We start from the raw sequence: 15,664 nt of genomic DNA, 5'->3' as shown, positions 1-15,664 counted from the left end.
GTCGGCGGGAGCGGGTTTCCGGAATTCACCGCTGCCACGACTCTCTCCCCCCGGCGGCCGGCGGGAGCCGACACCGGGGCGGTTCTCGTCGGCCAGGCGGAACAAGGCCGTTCCGCGGGGCGCCCTCGCCGCCAGCGTCGTCGCTTCACGAAGACGGGCCGCTCGCAAGGGGCCGAGGGCGGCCCGATCCCTTCCTCACCCCCCGGAACGGACTTGTTCCGCCTGGCCGGTGGCCGGGTCCGGCAGCGGACGGGGCCCGGAGCGGAAGGTGCGGCGGTAGGTGTCCGGGGGGACACCGAGGGTGCGGTGGAAGTGGCGGCGCAGTGTGGTGGCCGTGCCCATGCCGGTGGCCGCCGCGATGGTGTCGATGCTGTCGTCGGTGTTTTCCAGCAACTCCTGGGCGCGACGCAGCCGTTGGGTCAGCAGCCACTGCAAAGGGGTGGTGCCGGTCGCCGCGTGGAAGTGGCGGCCCAGGTGGCGTGCGCTCATCCCGGCGTGGCGGGCGAGGTCCGCCACGGTCAGCGGCTGGTCGAGCCGCTCGATGATCCAGGGGAGCAGGGCGGCGAGCGGATGGTCGTCCCGGGCGGGTACCGGAGCGGTGACGAACTGGGCCTGGCCACCGGCCCGGTGCGGCGGTACGACCAGGCGGCGGGCGACCGTGTTGGCGATCGACGAGCCGTGGTCGAGGCGGACGAGGTGCAGGCACAGGTCGAGCGCGGCGGCCTTGCCCGCGGAGGTGAGCACGCTGCCGTTGTCGACGTACAGGACGTCCGGATCGACCTCCACCTCGGGGTAGCGGGCGGCCAGGACGTCGGTGTGCGCCCAATGGGTGGTGGCTCGCCTGCCGTTCAGCAGGCCGGCGGCCGCCAGCACGAACGCGCCCGTGCACAGGGAGACCACGCGGGCACCCGCGTCGTGGGCCGCGCGTACCGCCTCCACCAGTCCGGCGGGCGGCGCCACGTCGATGTCGGCCCAGCCGGGGACGATCACGGTGTCGGCGTCCCGGAGCCGGTCGAGGCCGTGGTCGGGCTCCAGCCGGAACCGGCCGAAGTGGACCGGGCCCGGCCCGCAGACCGAGATGTCGTACCAGGGGACGGCGACCGCGTCCGGGGCGGAGCCGAAGACCTCGTGGGCCACGGACAGTTCGAAGTGCAGCATCCCCTCGGTGACGGCCAGCGCGACAGTTCCCATGTCCGTAATTGTATGGGAGATGTCGTTCCGGACACTCACGGGTGCGCCCTCCACCACGCGAGGATCGTCGTGGTCGATCGATTCCGGCACGGGGAGAAGGCATGGCGACGGGGCAGACGGTGACGGTGTACGGGGCGTACGGGCACACCGGCCGGTTCGTGGTGGCACACCTGCGGGAGCGCGGATTCGTTCCGGTCCTGTCCGGGCGCGATGCCGGCAAGCTGAAGGCGCTGGCGGACGAGCACCCCGGACTCGAGGTCCGCCCCGCCGCGGTCGACGACCCGGCCGCGCTCGATCACGCGGTGGCCGGTGCGGCAGCCGTCGTCAACTCCGCCGGCCCCTTCGCCACGACGGCCGCCCCGGTGATCGAGGCGGCCCTGCGGGCCGGGATCCCCTACGTCGACGTGGCGGCCGAGATCGAGGCCAACGCCGACACGTTCACGCGGTTCGCGGACCGGGCGCGCGCGGAGGGGGCGGCGATCGTGCCGGCGATGGCCTTCTTCGGCGGCCTCGGCGACCTGCTGGCCACCGCGACGATGGGCGACTGGACGGAGGCGGACGAGGCCCACATCGCGTACGGTCTCAGCAACTGGGCGCCCACGGAGGGAACACGCGCCGCGGGCAAGGTCTCCGCCGAGCGGCGGGACGGTCGCCGGGTCCGCTTCACGAAGGGGCGACTGGAGTACCACAGCGACGACCTGCCCACCCTGCGGTGGTCCTTCCCGGACCCGCTGGGGGCGCGAGACGTCATCAGCGAGTTCACCATGGCCGACGTCGTCACCCTCCCCAGCCACCTGTCCGTCCCCGAAGTACGCACGTACATGACCGCCGAAGCGGCCACGGGCGTGTCGTCCCCGGACACGCCGACCCCCGCCGCGGTCGACGAACACGGGCGCTCCGCACAGACCTTCCTCGTCGACGTCGTCGTACGCCGGGGCGGCACCGAACGGCGCGCCGTGGCCCGCGGCCAGGACATCTATGCCGTCACCGCGCCCCTCGCGGTCGAAGCGGTCCACCGCCTCCTCACGGGCCGGACCAGGACGGTGGGTGTCGCCTCCGCCGGCGAGATGTTCGACGCGCCCGACTTCCTGCGCGCACTGTCCCCGCACATCACCGTGGAGCCGACTCCGTAGCGGCAAGCCCCTGACCGTTCTTCGTGTGCGGCGCCGGGCCCGCCAGGACCCTTCACTGTTTGCACGGTGTCCCGTGACGCCGACATCGCCCGGACCCACCGCGTCGCACGGACCGTGCCGCTCGGGGTTCCGGCGCGGTCGCCTCGGACGGGTGGTCAGCGCCCAGCCGGGGCGACCGGCGCACTCGCCGCGGTCCTGCTGGAACGCGGCCACGCTCATGGACCCCATGCGACTCATTGCCAACCATTTTGAAAATGATTACCATGTTACTTGTCTGCGCACCTTCAAGCAGGTGTGCCTTCTGATCCGGGGGGATCCGTCTTGCGTGCCTCCACACGCGCCCTGACCGCTGCCGGTCTCGACGCCTCCGCTTGTGCGGTGACGACGATCGACCGGAGGCCACGCCGCCGTCAGGCACCGGCAGTTGACGGTTCGACAGCGACACAGCCATCGGCGGTCACACGTCCCGGACCCTCCCGGTAGGCACCCCAAGTCCGTTCCGTCCTTGCACATCTCGCGATCCTCGGAGGGATCACTTTGCTTACCTTCGCCCGCACTCTGACCGTTTCGGGTTCCCTCGCGGCGGCCGTCGCGATCGGCGGCCTCGCTGCCACCCCGGCCCTCGCCGCGACCACTCTCAGCAGCGGCCACGTCGACGTCCTCGACGCCGAGTGGGACGGCACCGACCTGCATCTGCACGTCCATGACGAGGAGACCGACACCGAGTACGAACCGGCCGACGTGACACTGTCCGTGCCCGCTGCCGCGAAGGTCGCCAACCCGGGCTACGGCTTCCTCGGCGACGGCAGCCAGATCTGGCTGCTCCCCGACACCGAGGCCGAGGCCGCCGCGGCCGGTGTGCTCTTCCCCGGTCTCTCCACCGAGCATCTGACCACCGGCGTCTTCGCGAACAACTCGGTGACCTACAGACTGGTCAGCGCCACCCGCAACGGTGCCACCACCGACGACTTCAGCGTCTACGAGGGCGCCGGCACCCGCTGGTACGACAGCAACACCGCCACCACCAGCTTCAAGTCGAAGTCCTTCGGCGTCGCCACGCACAACCACGCCAACTGGGCCTTCGAAGAGGCCGGCACCTACCAGTTGACCTTCCGTGTCCAGGGCACCGTCGGCGGTGTCACCGAGTCCGCCACCGCCACGTACACCGTCGTCGTCAGCTCGTGATGAGAGCCCTGACGCGCGGAAGACGCGCCTTCACGGCCGCTGCTCTCACCGCGGCGACCGCGGTGCTGTCGGGCGCGGCAGGGCTGGTCGTCGTCGGCGGCAGCGGGCCCGCCCGCGCCGCCGGCGGTGCCGTCGTCCTCGACGAGGGCGAACTCGACCTCACACCCCGGCTGGTCGCCGGAGAGCTGCAGTTGCAGATCGACGACCGCAGTGGGGACACGGTGGTCACACGCGAGCCGTCGACCGTCGTCCTGCACGCCGTACAGGAGTCCCTGCAGACCACCCTGAGCCCGGTCGCGAGCGCGCTGGGCACCACCGACATGGACACCTGGCAGCTGAACGGCTGGGAGTCCGCGGACCTCTTCGCGCCCGAACCCGGCTGGAAGGGCACCGAGGCGGGCGGGGACACCGAGGTGACCCTCGCGGGATACGACGGTCCCGGGGACTTCGGCCTGGCCACCTACACCCGGGAGATGGACTCCTCGGACATCCCGGCCCAGGCCCGTCTCGGCAGCACTGCTGCGGCTCCCCGTTCGTTCACGCTGTCCGGCGGCCAGGAACGGGTGGCGCCCACCTGGGTGTTCACGGCGGAGGGCGTCTACCGGCTCACCTTCAGGGTGACCAGCGGCGGTGCCACGGACACCGAGACCCTCGCCGTCGTCGTCGGCGACGACGTCGACCCGGCCGACGTGCTGCCCGGTGACGGCTCGACCCCGACAGCCACCCCGACGGATCCGGCGCCCACGAGCCCGTCGCCCACCGCCCCGGCGGCGCACGTCGTCTCCGAGGGCCATGTCGACATGGCGGCCCGCCCGGTGGACGGCCGTCTGGAGTTCCAGTTCAAGGAGGGAACCGAGACGCGGCACGAGTGGTACGAGCCGGGCAAGGTCGTCCTCCATGTGCGGCCGGCCGCCAAACGGAGGATCCCGCAAGGCTACGAGTTCCTCGGCGGCGCCGGTGACGCGGTGTGGTGGTTGCCCCTGCAGCAGAAGGCCGGTCTCCTGTGGCCCGGCTGGAACACGCAGGCGTACGCCACGAACGACCTCGACGGCAGGATCGCCTTCCGGCTCGACTCGGTGCAAGGGCCCGGGAACGTCGCGATGTTCTACGACGACTCGCTGGGAGTCCCGGTCGTCTCGCTCAACAGCGGTGACGGCCTGCCCGACGCCCACACGCTCAGGCCGGGCACCCACAGCCACTTCAACTGGGCCTTCACCGCCGAGGGCGTCTACCGCACCACGTTCACCGTCAGCGCCACCCTGGCCGACGGTACGAAGGTGAGCGACACGGAGACCTTCGCCTGGGTGGTCGGGGACGACGTGGACCCGGGGACCGTACCGCCGGGAGCGGGTGACGAGCCGACCGCGACGCCGACGGCCACCCCTTCGGGGACACCGACGGCCTCCGCCCCGGCGTCCGTATCGCCCACGGCACCGGACTCGGCGGCGCCGAGTGCCTCGCACGGGGTGAACTCCCCCGGACCGCAGGGCGGTTCGGTCACAGCCGGCGGTGATGGCCACGGCACCGGCCCGTCGTCGTCCGGCGCCCTGGCGTCCACCGGTGTCTCAGGCGCCGTGCTGGCCGCCGTGGCAGTGGCCACCGTGCTGGCAGGCGGCGGCGCGGTGCTCCTCGCCCGCGTCCGGCGCCGGCGCACCGCCCCCTGAGAACCTCGCGGACGGCGGCCCGGAAGCCAAGCCCGGAGCCGTCCGATCCGCCGACCGCTCGACCGCCATGTCCGGAAGAAGGAGGAGCCCCATGCGGGGCCACAACACAGGCATCATGACCGGCGCGCTCACCACCGTCTGCGCGCTGCTCGCCGCGGCGGCCACCGGGTGCGGCGGCGTCCGGCCCGGCTCGTCGGATGCCGCACTGACCGTGTCGGCGACAACGGCGATCATCGCCGACCTGGTCGAGCGGGTGGGCGGCGACCGCGTCGACGTCACCTCGATCGTGCCGCGCCACGGCGATCCGCACTCCTACGAGCCCAGCCCCGGCGACGCCGCCCGAGTCACCAAGGCGGACGTGGTCTTCAGCAACGGACTGCTCCTCGAAGAGCCGGGGATCATGAAGATGGTCCACAACAACGCCCCCCGGGACGCACCGAAGATCGAGTTCGCCGAGAGGCTGGAGCAGTACGGCGGCACGGTCATGAAACTCGAGGAGGACCTCGGGCTCGACGTGCTCTGGCTCGGCTGGGCCGTCGAGGGTCAGGTCAGGGGCGACGGCTCCCAGGTCCGTACGACCGCGACCGAACTGGAGGGACCCGGCGAGCTGCGCGTGTACCTCACCGACACGCTCGGCAGGCCCAAGGTGTACGTCGACTCCGCCGACGGCCTCGACGCGAAGGACTCCTTCACGCTGCCGCCCGAGGCGCACACCCACGTCAACTGGGCCTTCAGCAGACCCGGTACCTACCGGCTGACCGTCGAGGGCCGCACCGAGACCCTCGACGGGAAGCGGGAGAGGTTCGGCAGCGGCACCTTCACCTTCACCGTCGGCGACGCCGCCGAGGCCCCGGGGGGCGCCACCGTCCTGGACGCGGGCCACGCCGACGTCGCCCTCAACGCCGAGACCGGGAAGGTGTACGTCCGTGCGGACGAGGACGGGAGCGGCCGGCGCACCCGGCACCCGGCCCAGGACGTGGTGCTCAACGTGCCCGACCGGGCGAAGGAGTCCGTGCCGGTGGAGAAGCCGTACGCCTTCCTCGGCGAGCCCGGTGCCGACCTGTGGGTACTCCCCCAGGCCGTCATCGGCAAGCACGTGCACGGCGACATGGACCCCCACGTCTGGGAGGACGTCGCCAACGCGGAGGCGTACGTCCGCCGCATCGAGGCCGAGCTGACCAAGGCAGACCCGGCCGGAAGGACGACGTACGAGAAGAACACCGCGGCCTTCCTGAAGACGCTCGGCGCGCTCGACCAGGAGGTCGCGCGGAAGCTCGCGACCATCCCCGGGGAGAACCGCGAGCTGATCACCACGCACGACGCCTTCGGCTACCTCGCCAAGGCGTACGGCATGCAGGTCGCCGGCTTCGTCGTGCCGGTGCCCAACCGGGAGCCGAGCGCGGCCGAGGTGGAGGAACTCGGCAACACCATCCGGGAGAAACAGGTCCCGTCCGTGTTCCTGGAGCCGAACCTCGCCGCACGCGCCGACGTGCTCAAACGGGTCGCCCGGGACCAGGGCGTCAAGGTCTGCACGATCTACGGCGACTCGTTCGACGACAAGGTCCACGACTACGTATCGATGATGCGGCACAACGCGAACGAGCTCGCGAAGTGCCTGGGGAGGGACGCCTGATGAGGGCCATGGGCAGGGCAAGCAGGGAGCGTGCCGCTGTGGCGGCGGTGCTCGTGGCCACGCTGGCGGGGGGTGGTGTCGCGGTCGCCGACGAAGGCGGTGGCACAGGGCCCGGGGCCGGACTCGGCCGGATCGCCTACACGGGCGGAGAGTTGACCCTCGATGCCGCAGACGCCGCCGAGGCGCACGTGATCGAGGTCCCCGACGCTCGGGGGACCGCTCCGGCCCCCGGCTGGGACACCACCGGAGTACCCGCGGGCACTGTGGACCAGGACAGCGTGCGGTGGTCGCTCACCGGGCTCGACGGGCCGGGCGATCTGAGGGTGTACGGGCAGGCCGGCAACGGCGAGACGGGCCCGCTGCTGTTCGACAGCGCGGACGGGCTGCCCGACGGCTACGACTTGCCTGCGGGGCAGGAGGGCTCCACCCGCTGGGCGTTCACCGACGAGGGGACGTACCAGGCCGTTTTCACCGCAGAGGCCGGGACGGTCGACGGGCGGGAACTGTCCGTCGGGACCGTCTACACGGTGCTGGTCGGGGACGAGGCCATCGCGCGGGCGGCGGCCCGGCCCCCGCGACAGGAACCGGACGGCGCATCCGACAAGCCCGCTCACGTGGTGCCCGGCACCCAGCCGACACGTGAGGCGCAGAACCTCGTCGGGGCAGCCGGGAAGACACCGGCCCCCGCCCTGGGCGCTGCCTCGGCTTCCGCACGAGCCGCCGCGGACGCCGACGTGGTCTCGTCCCCTGTCGTCATCGGCGAAGGCCACATCGACATCGCCGCGCGGGTCGTCGACGAGAAGATGCAGATCCACATCAAGGACGGCACGGTCTCCGGGAAGACCACATGGCGCGAGCCCTCCTCCGTCGTCCTGCACGTCAGACCCGCCGCCAGGAACACCCTGCCCGACGGCGACGACTTCGCCTTCCTCGGCAAGCCCGGAGACGCCGTCTGGCTGCTCGACCAGGTGCAGCAGGACGGACTGCTGTGGCCCGGCTGGTCCACCGACAACATCCAGGCCGGCGCCACCAGGGGCGGGGTGAAGTTCTCCCTCACCGCGGTGAAGGGCCCCGGTACGGTCGCGCTCTACACCTACGACGCCATGTCCGGCGCGAACGTGCTGTTCAACAGCGGGGACGGTGTCCCGGACTCCTTCGGCGTCCCGGCGAACACGCACGCGCACGGCGGCTGGGCCTTCACCGAAGAGGGCACCTACCGGCTGACGCTCAGGATGAGCGGCACACTCACCGACGGCACAGCGGTCGACGACACCGAGACCGTGGCCTTCGTGGTCGGAGACGAGAACCCGAACACCGTCAGACCCGGCGACGGATCGGGCACCGGACCCTCGAACGGCTCGGACGCGACGGGCACGGGGGGCGGCGGCTCGCCCGGCACCGGGGCGGCCGTCGACGACGCGTCCCCCGCCGGCGGTTCTTCGGACAGCGCCGGTTCCATGGCCTCGACCGGCGCCGGGAACGCCGTACTCCTGGGCGGCGCCGCGGCTGCATTCGCCCTGGTCGGGACGGCCTTCGTCGCCGTCACCCGCAGGCGCCGCAGCTCTACCGCCGGAAGGGGCTCCGCGTGAGCACTGCGGAACCGCTTCTGCACGCTCAGGACATGAGTGTCGTCCTGGGCGGCAGGTCAGCCGTCCAGGGCACCCGGCTGACCGTGCACCGGGGAGACCTGCTGGGCCTGCTGGGCCCCAACGGCGCGGGCAAGACCACCCTGCTGCGCGCCGTCCTCGGCCTGGTCCCGCTCTCCGGCGGCGACGTGCTGATCGACGGCCTTCCCCCGGGCCGCGCCCGCCACCTGGTCGGATACGTACCGCAACGCCATGAGTTCGCCTGGGACTTCCCCATCGACATCGCCGGAGCGGTGCTGTCCGGCCGCAGCCGCTCCATCGGCCGGCTGCGCCGGGCCGGGCGTGCGGACCGGGCGGCCGTCGACGAGGCGCTGGAGCTGGTCGGCCTCGCCGACCTGCGCCGACGACCCGTCGGCGAACTGTCCGGCGGGCAGCGCCAACGCGTCCTGGTGGCCCGCGCCCTCGCGAGCGACCCGCAACTGCTGCTCCTGGACGAGCCGTTCACCGGCGTCGACGTGCCCACCCAGGAACTGCTCAACGACCTCTTCGGCCGTCTCGCCGCCGACGGCAAGGGCCTGCTGATGACCACCCACGACCTGGCCGCCGCCGCCCGCACCTGCACGCGCGTGGCACTCCTCAACCGCACGGTCGTCGCCGAGGGCGGCCCCGCACTGCTCACCGACCCCGAGCAGATGCTGCGCGCCTTCGGCCTCGACACCGCGATCGGAGCCGCCGCGTGACCGTCCTGGAATTCCTCACCGGCCCCTGGCAACTCCCCTTCATGCAGCGGGCGTTCGCGGTCGCCGTGATCACCGGGCTGGTATGCGGAGTCGTGGGGGTGTACGTCGTCCTGCGCGGCATGGCGTTCATCGGCGAGGCCGTCTCCCACTCGGCGTTCCCCGGCGTCGCCCTCGCCTACGCCTTCCAGGGCAACCTGCTCCTCGGCGGGGCGGTCGCCGGCCTGACCACCTCCCTCCTCATCGCGCTCGTCTCACAGAACCGCCGGCTGAAGGAGGACACCGTCATCGGCGTCTTCTTCTCCTGCGCGTTCGGACTCGGGATCGTGCTGGTGTCCACGCAGGACAGCTGGTCCACCGACCTGTCCTCGTTCCTGTTCGGACAGGTCCTCGCGGTCGGCCCGGAGGACGTGTGGACCGCTGCGTGCGTCGGCGCGGTCCTGGTGGCCGTCGTGCTGCTGCTGAGCAGGGAACTGGTCGCCGTCAGCCTCGACCGCGAGACCGCCCGCGCCGCCGGACTCCCCGTCATGCGGCTCGACCTGATCCTCTACGCGGTCGTGACCGCCACGATCGTGATGTCCCTGGAAGCGGTCGGCAACATCCTCGTCCTGTCCCTGCTCATCACGCCGGCCGCAGCCGCCCGCATGCTCACCGAGCGGCTGTGGAGCATGACCCTGCTGGCCTCGCTCTTCGGCGGCACGGGCGCACTGGCCGGACTGTACGTCTCCTACGCCTACGACCTGGCCGCCGGCGGCTCCATCGTCTGCGTCCTGACCGCCCTCTTCGCCCTGACCTGGTGCCTGGCGCCCCGGCACGGACTGCTGGCCAGGGCCCGGCGGCACCAGCGCGAGACGCCTGCCGGGCCGGCAGGCGTGCGGCTCACGCCCAAGCAGCCACCGGTACGAACGAACTGTCCTGTCGGAACAGATCCGTCCCCGTCGTCCGCTCCACCCGGAGCTGGTAGTTGTAGTGGCGCAGGTAGTGGCCGGGATAGTTGTACGACTCCCAGCGGATCGCACCCGAGGACGACCCCGTGCGGGCGATGAACGTCGCGTCCTTGGCGAAGGTCGACGTGCCGTCGTCGGCGTCGAAGCGGCCGCGGAAGTCCCAGTGGCGCAGGTACCTGCCGGAGGAGTCGCGGAAGGAGTAGGCGTTGGCGTCGGCGAGGCCCGCGACGACCGTGAAGGTGGCCGCCGTCTTCTCGGCGGCCGTGCTGGAGCCGGTCACCACAGGGAGGTTGAGCAGCGAGGACTGCGCCTGCCAGTACCGGGTCGGGTAGTTGGCGGACTGGAAGGAACGGGTGACGTTCCTCGCGAGCGAGGGACCGCCGGAGACCGTCTCCTTGATGACCGTGAAGTGGCGCGCGGTGCCGGAGACCACCGGCAGCGCGGCCGGCGCGGACCAGGTCGCGAAGGAGTCGTAGCTGTCGCTGTAGTAGTAGTTGCCGTCGCCGTAGCCGTCGAAGAAGATCCGCCAGCCGCCGTTGTCGAGCTGGATCACGGACGGGCCCTCGCGGTAGCTGCCCCAACCCGCCCAGTCGCCGGTCCTGGAGATCGTGTAGGGGCCCGTCAGGGACGACGCCGTCGCGTACTCGATGTACTTGCTCGTCTCGTTCTTCGTGAAGGCGTGGTACGTCGAGCCGGTCCGCACGATGTACGTGTCGATGTGGTTCGCGCCGATCCCGGACAGGGCGACGGGTGAACTCCAGGCCGTCAGGGCCGAGTTGGTGGCCCTCAGCCGGTAGGGGGTGAAGATCCACTCGTTGCTGGTGACCGAGCAGGACACGATGACGTTCACACTGCCGTCGCTGTCGACGAACCATTCCGGCGCCCAGGCGCGGGAGAGGTTGGCGATCGGGACCGGATAGTCGTACAGGAAGGTCCAGTTGGCCCGGTCGGAACTGCGTGCGAAGCCGATCGTGGTGCTGACGTCCTGCCAGGTGTGGGTCGTGTACGTGAGGTAGTACCAGCCGTCGGTGTGCTTGAAGACGCTCGCGTCGCGGATCCTGTTGCCGGGCGGGGTGTAGGCCGAGGACTTGAGCAGCCGGAAGTCCGTGGCGTCGTCGGACTGGTAGACGTTCACGGTGCCGTCGTTGCTGTTGAGGAACGGCACGATCGTGTAGCGGGTCGCGGAACCGCTCGGCGGGGCGGCGGCGAAGGCCGTGCCGGGCAGTTCGCCCAGCAGGACGGCGGAGGCGGGCAGGGCCGCCATCGCGCGCAGCAGGGTGCGGCGGGACGGCGTGGGGGGTCGTGAGGTCACGGCGGCTCTCCCTGGGGCAAGGACACGGACAATGCGGCTCCGCTTGTCCGGCATACCGAACGAAGTTCGGGAAGTCGATCAGAAGGTAAGGCTGTGACTTGCACGCGTCAATGCTTTGCGCAGGACCGCGTGAGCACTGCGAGGCAGCTGTGGCGTGCGCCCGAACCGCCACTGCCGCCAGGGCCGTTCCGGCGAAGCGCTTTCCGGGATTACCGTGCGGTAGGCACCCGTCGTACCGAAGGTGGACCGTATGACGCACGACCGCTCCGCGGGTCTGAGGGAGACCGCCCGTGTGCTGGCCGAGGGCACGATCACTTCCGCGGCGCTGGTCGAGCAGACCCTCGCGCGGATCCACGACAGCCAGGGCACCCTCAACGCCTTCCGGATCGTACGGGCCGAAGCCGCCCTCGCGGAGGCCGCGGCCGCGGACGCCCAACTGGCCGCCGGAGTACGCAAACCGCTGCTCGGCGTGCCGGTCGCCGTCAAGGACGACATGGACGTGGCCGGTGAGCCGACCGCGTTCGGCTGCGAGGGCGAGTTCCCCGCGGCTGCCAGGGACGGCGAGGCGGTACGACGGCTGCGCGCGGCCGGGGCCGTGATCGTCGGCAAGACCAACACCTGCGAGTTCGGACAGTGGCCGTTCACCGAGGGACCGGCCTTCGGCGCGACCCGCAACCCGTGGAGCCCGGAACATACACCGGGCGGCTCGTCCGGCGGGTCCGCCGCGGCCGTAGCCGCCGGTCTCGTGCCCGCCGCGCTGGGCTCGGACGGGGCCGGTTCGGTACGCATCCCCGCCTCCTGGACCCACCTCGTCGGCATCAAACCGCAGCGCGGCCGCATCTCCACCTGGCCGCGCGGCGAGTCCTTCCAGGGCATCACCGTCAACGGCACGCTCGCCCGCACGGTCGCCGACGCGGCCCTCCTCCTCGATGCGGCCGCCGGCAACCATGTGCTGGACCCGCACCGCCCGCCCGCCGTGGACGCCTCGGCGGCGGTCGGCCGGGACCCCGGCCGGCTGCGGATCGCGCTCGCCCTGAAGCCGCCGTTCACCGCGCTGCCCGCCCGGCTCCACCCGGAGGTACGCGCACGGGTCGTCGAACTCGCCGAGAAGCTGGGCGACTTGGGGCACATCGTCGAGGAGGCGGATCCGCCGTACGGCCAGATCGGGCTCACCTTCGTCCCGCGCGCCACCGTCGGTCTCGCCGAGCGGGTGCGGGAGGCTCCCTTCCCGGCGCTGCTGGACCGCCGCACCCGGGACGCGGCCCGGCTCGGCGGACTGCTCGGCGGGGTCCCGCTCAGGGCGGCGCGGCGCGCGGAAGCGCTCCTGCACCGCCGTATCGGCGGGTTCTTCACGTCGTACGACGTCGTCCTCGCCCCCACGACGGCCGCGCCTCCGCCGCGCATCGGGGCGATGCTGAAGCTGGGCGGGCTGGCCACCGACCGCGCGATGATCGCGGCCTGTCCGTACGCCTGGCCCTGGAACGTACTGGGGTGGCCGGGGGTCAACGTCCCCGCCGGGTTCGTCGGGGGCGGACTGCCCGTCGGCGCCCAGTTGCTCGGCCCCGCGAACAGCGAGCCGCTGCTGCTGTCGCTCGCCTCGCAGCTGGAGGCCGAGCTGCGCTGGCACGAACTGTGGCCGCGGCCCTGTGCCGGCGCCGAGTCACCGGCCGCGTGAGCGGCCCGGACCGTACCCTGTGACCATGGAGGATGCGTCGATGGTCGGGCTCATGGGGCGGGTCACGGGGACGATCGGGCCGGGGCTCGTCGGCGAGGTGATCGTCCGGGTGCGGGGCGGCGCCGAGCACTTCCTCGCCTACCCGGCCTCCGGCACCGACCGGATCGAGCGGGGCACGGTGGTGATGGTGGTGGAGTACCTGCCGCCGAGGACGGTCTACGTGCAGGCGGCGTACGACAGTTGAGCCCGTCCACGCGCAGGTGAGAGGCGCGTGCATCAAGGTTTCGACAAGGATTCGCCCGCGTCTTCACCCGGGCCGCGAACAGGCGCACACTCCCTTCGTTCGGTGCCGAAAGGGCACCATGCAAAGGGGGCGTATGCCGATGGTTGTCGGCGTCGTTGCGGGGGTGGCCGTAGGTGCCATCGCCGTTCTGATCGGTCTGTTCAAGATGATGTGGCGGGTCGCGGAACCCAACGAGGCACTGATCATCTCCGGGTCCAAGCACAGGACCGAGGGCCTTGAGGAGGGCATGGGATTCCGCATCGTCACCGGGCGCGGCACTTTGGTGCTGCCCGGGGTGCAGGCGGTGCGCAAGCTCTCGCTCGACCTGAACGAGACGGAACTTCAGGTGGACTGCGTGACCCACCAGGGCATCCCGCTCAAGGTGCGGGGCGTGGTCATCTTCAAGGTGGGCGACGACTTCGTGTCGATCGCCAACGCCGGTCGCCGGTTCCTCGACCAGCAGAAGCTGATGTCCGAGCGGGTGCACAACGTGTTCGCCGGTCATCTGCGTTCCATCGTCGGCGGGTTGACCGTCGAGGACATGATCCGGGACCGGGAGAAGCTCACCGGGCAGACCCGGGCCGCCTGCGGCACCGAGATGGAGAAGCTGGGGCTCATCGTCGACTCCCTTCAGATCCACGAGATCGAGGACCCGACCGGGTACATCCAGAACCTGGCGATGCCGCACGCGGCGGCCGTCCAGCGGGACGCTCGCATCGCGCAGGCCGAGGCGAACCGGTTGGCCACCGAGGCCGAGCAGCAGTCGTTCGCGCGGATGGCGGAGGCCACGCGGGACAGCGAGATCCTCCAGGCCGGCTACCAGGCCGAGCGGGACAAGGCGGCCGCGAAGGCGCGTCAGGCCGGTCCGCTCGCGGACGCCGGGGCCCGGCAGGAGGTCGTCGTCCAGGAGACCCGGGTCGCCGAACTCGAGGCGCACCGGCGTGAACAGCAGCTCCAGGCCGACGTCCGCAAGCCGGCGGACGCCAAGGCCTACGAGAAGCGCACGCTCGCCGAGGCGGAGCGCGACGCACGGATCTCCGCCGCCGAGGCCAAGGCGAAGGAGACCGAGCTCGCCGCGGCGGCCGAGGCCACGCGGGTCAAGACGGCCGCGGGTGCCGAGGCCGAGGCGACGAAGGCCCGCGGTACGGCCGTGGCCGCGTCGACCCGAGCGACCGGTGAGGCGGAGGCTGCCGCGGCCCAGGCCAGGGGGCTGGCCGAGGCGGAGGCCGCGAAGGCGAAGGGGCTCGCGGAGGCGGAGGCCATCAAGGCCCGCGCCGCAGCCCTCGCCGAGAACCAGGAGGCGGTCGTCGCCCAGCAACTCGCCGAGAACTGGCCGGAGATCGTCAAGGCGGGCGCGTCCGCGTTCGGCAGCGTCGACAACATGGTGGTGCTCAACGGCGCCGACGGCATGGCGGACATGCTCGCCAAGGCGCTCACGATGGGCGGCACCGGGCTGGGGCTGGCCCGTCAACTGCTGGCGTCGATGAACCAGAACGGGCAGACGCCGAGCACGACCTCGCTCAACGGGGTCGCCGCACCGCCGCCCGGCCAGAAGGTGCCGGTGCAGGAGTGAGGGGCGGGTGGTCCGGGGCCTTCGGTGAGGGGGTCCCGGATCGCCTGCGTTCGGCGTACGAGCGGTACGGGACGCCGCGTTCACCGCGTGCGCAGGCGGCACCCCGCGTTCAGCTTGCGAGCAGCGTGACGCCCGACCCGATCAGGGCGACGACCTTCGCGATCTCCAAGGCGATGTAGACGAGGTGACCGCGCGAGCGGGGCAGGTCCTCGCCGGCCAGGACACGGTCGGAGCGGCGGTTCAACCGGGGGCGGACCACGGCGAGCTGGCCGACGAGCAGTACCGTCACAGCCACGGTCCACGCGATCGCCCGGGCCGGTGCGTCACCGACGGCGACCAGCACGACCACCGCGGCGGCCAGGACGCTCTCCACCAGGTTCAGGGCCCGGAAGACCAGGCGGCCGATGCCCAGGCCGACTTGGACCGTCACTCCCGGCGCGCGGAACTTCAGCGGCGCCTCCAGGAAGGAGATCGCCAGCACCATCCCGAGCCACACGAAGGTGATCGCGCCCGCCGCTTCGTCCATCCGACAGACCGTACTACTCGCCCGGTCGGGCCGACGCCATAAGGTGCCCTCGTGACTGCGTCTATCCATGACACCGACGAGAACGTCCCCGGCCGCTTCGGCGCCACCGCCACCGTCGAGGCCGACCCGCGCGAGGTGGGCCGGGTGCGCACCGAGTACTCCCCCGCGCGGGACGGCGACCCCGACCCCGGCGAGATCGTGTGGACCTGGGTGCCCTTC

Annotated in this window: 12 protein-coding genes and 2 pseudogenes; 11 read left to right on the top strand and 3 right to left on the bottom strand. The window is 71.7% G+C overall.

Features of this window, described 5'->3' with window-relative positions; translation table 11 throughout:
• Positions 1-195: 195 nt before the first annotated feature.
• Entirely contained in the window at positions 196-1,191 is a 996-nt protein-coding gene (locus tag AOJ26_RS00710) for a helix-turn-helix domain-containing protein (RefSeq protein ID WP_053846164.1), read from the bottom strand.
• A gap of 101 nt (positions 1,192-1,292) precedes the next feature.
• On the opposite strand from AOJ26_RS00710, the gene AOJ26_RS00705 reads away from it, so the two are divergent.
• From AOJ26_RS00705 to AOJ26_RS41360, 7 genes and pseudogenes are all read left to right on the top strand, one after another.
• Positions 1,293-2,324 (top strand): saccharopine dehydrogenase family protein, encoded by a 1,032-nt coding sequence (locus tag AOJ26_RS00705; RefSeq protein ID WP_053846163.1) that lies wholly within the window; start codon positions 1,293-1,295, stop codon positions 2,322-2,324.
• A gap of 537 nt (positions 2,325-2,861) precedes the next feature.
• A complete protein-coding gene (locus tag AOJ26_RS00700; RefSeq protein WP_053846162.1) occupies positions 2,862-3,509 on the top strand; it encodes a choice-of-anchor M domain-containing protein in 648 nt (215 codons plus the stop codon).
• Positions 3,509-5,173, top strand: coding sequence for a choice-of-anchor M domain-containing protein (locus tag AOJ26_RS00695; protein ID WP_053846161.1), 1,665 nt, complete (start codon positions 3,509-3,511; stop codon positions 5,171-5,173). Before AOJ26_RS00700 ends, AOJ26_RS00695 begins: the two co-directional genes overlap by 1 nt.
• 91 nt (positions 5,174-5,264) lie before the next feature.
• Positions 5,265-6,806, top strand: coding sequence for an anchored repeat ABC transporter, substrate-binding protein (locus tag AOJ26_RS00690; protein ID WP_234358392.1), 1,542 nt, complete (start codon positions 5,265-5,267; stop codon positions 6,804-6,806).
• An 8-nt stretch (positions 6,807-6,814) separates the two neighbouring features.
• Positions 6,815-8,395, top strand: coding sequence for a TIGR03773 family transporter-associated surface protein (locus tag AOJ26_RS00685; protein ID WP_159044191.1), 1,581 nt, complete (start codon positions 6,815-6,817; stop codon positions 8,393-8,395).
• A gap of 32 nt (positions 8,396-8,427) precedes the next feature.
• Positions 8,428-9,132 carry an anchored repeat-type ABC transporter ATP-binding subunit gene (locus AOJ26_RS00680; RefSeq protein ID WP_053846185.1) on the top strand — a complete coding sequence of 235 codons (705 nt, stop codon included), beginning with the start codon at positions 8,428-8,430 and terminating at the stop codon, positions 9,130-9,132.
• Positions 9,129-9,923: pseudogene (locus tag AOJ26_RS41360) on the top strand (anchored repeat-type ABC transporter permease subunit); the annotation flags it as partial. The gene AOJ26_RS00680 and the pseudogene AOJ26_RS41360, both read left to right, overlap by 4 nt.
• An 85-nt stretch (positions 9,924-10,008) precedes the next feature.
• On the opposite strand, the gene AOJ26_RS00670 reads toward AOJ26_RS41360, so the two are convergent.
• Positions 10,009-11,388, bottom strand: coding sequence for a glycoside hydrolase family 43 protein (locus AOJ26_RS00670; protein ID WP_053846158.1), 1,380 nt, complete (start codon positions 11,386-11,388; stop codon positions 10,009-10,011).
• A gap of 250 nt (positions 11,389-11,638) precedes the next feature.
• On the opposite strand from AOJ26_RS00670, the gene AOJ26_RS00665 reads away from it, so the two are divergent.
• The 3 genes from AOJ26_RS00665 (at position 11,639) to AOJ26_RS00655 (ending at position 14,919) form a co-directional block, all read left to right on the top strand.
• Positions 11,639-13,063 (top strand): amidase, encoded by a 1,425-nt coding sequence (locus tag AOJ26_RS00665; protein ID WP_053846157.1) that lies wholly within the window; start codon positions 11,639-11,641, stop codon positions 13,061-13,063.
• 25 nt (positions 13,064-13,088) lie between these two features.
• On the top strand, positions 13,089-13,307 hold the full coding sequence (locus AOJ26_RS00660) for a hypothetical protein (protein ID WP_234358391.1): 219 nt from the start codon (positions 13,089-13,091) through the stop codon (positions 13,305-13,307).
• 133 nt (positions 13,308-13,440) lie between these two features.
• On the top strand, positions 13,441-14,919 hold the full coding sequence (locus AOJ26_RS00655) for an SPFH domain-containing protein (protein WP_053846155.1): 1,479 nt from the start codon (positions 13,441-13,443) through the stop codon (positions 14,917-14,919).
• A 109-nt stretch (positions 14,920-15,028) separates the two neighbouring features.
• Here the strand turns inward: AOJ26_RS00655 and AOJ26_RS00650 are convergent, their stop codons facing one another.
• On the bottom strand, positions 15,029-15,445 hold the full coding sequence (locus AOJ26_RS00650) for a hypothetical protein (RefSeq protein ID WP_053846154.1): 417 nt from the start codon (positions 15,443-15,445) through the stop codon (positions 15,029-15,031).
• A 51-nt stretch (positions 15,446-15,496) separates the two neighbouring features.
• Between AOJ26_RS00650 and AOJ26_RS42630 the strand changes: the two are divergent.
• Positions 15,497-15,664 (top strand): annotated as a pseudogene (locus tag AOJ26_RS42630) (type II toxin-antitoxin system PemK/MazF family toxin); the annotation flags it as partial.

This window comes from Streptomyces sp. NRRL B-24085 (assembly GCF_001282115.1).
Classification (GTDB): Bacteria; Actinomycetota; Actinomycetes; order Streptomycetales; family Streptomycetaceae; genus Streptomyces.
Note: the sequence above shows the minus strand (reverse complement) of the source record. Positions and strands in the feature narration are given on the sequence as shown.